The following is a 615-nucleotide window of genomic DNA, read 5'->3' on the forward strand; positions in this document are numbered from 1 at the left end:
TCACCAGAGCGAAAATTGAAACATCCGGCTGTCGTTGCAATTACCGATGCAGCACGACGAAGCTTTTCATCTATTAGCCAAGCATCTTAGCTGCCGCTTCATCTGAAATTCCGCGCATGCGGCGCAGCATATAACGTTTTGCTTTGGCAAAGCTCTGTTCAATCGCGACACCACAATTTTCGCTCTCTACCGCTAGCTGTAAGTGCTCCCCTACACATGGGTGAATATTCAGCTCACAGTAGTAAAGAGCTCTATTATCATGTTCTTGTTGGCGTTCCTCTATCAACAGATTTACTGATTCAATATCAGTGTTAATGCCACTCAGGTGAAAGGAATAGTAAAGATCGACTGTTCTGCTCCAGTTACGCATTACGTGCTCACTTACATTTAGGTACAGCATAATTTCAACTCCGTGTTTTTTTACTATGCTAACGACCAACTACCCTAGGTATCCATAAGTTATTCACTCATAAATACTTCGAAGTATCCGAAGTATTTATGAGTGGCAATTTAAATCCATGCTTTCCCCCAGCCGTTTGGTTAAAGATCCAAAAAAAATTGATCAGTTTTTTTCGATCATATTGAGCTGAATATTCGACTTTTTCATAGCTAGGT

General features: G+C 41.0%; 1 protein-coding gene. It reads right to left on the reverse strand.

The window, feature by feature from the left end; translation table 11 throughout:
* Positions 1–73: 73 nt before the first annotated feature.
* A complete protein-coding gene (locus A3735_RS01220) occupies positions 74–400 on the reverse strand; it encodes a hypothetical protein (RefSeq protein WP_068515457.1) in 327 nt (108 codons plus the stop codon).
* Positions 401–615: the final 215 nt, after the last annotated feature.

It is taken from the genome of Oleiphilus sp. HI0061 (assembly GCF_001635675.1).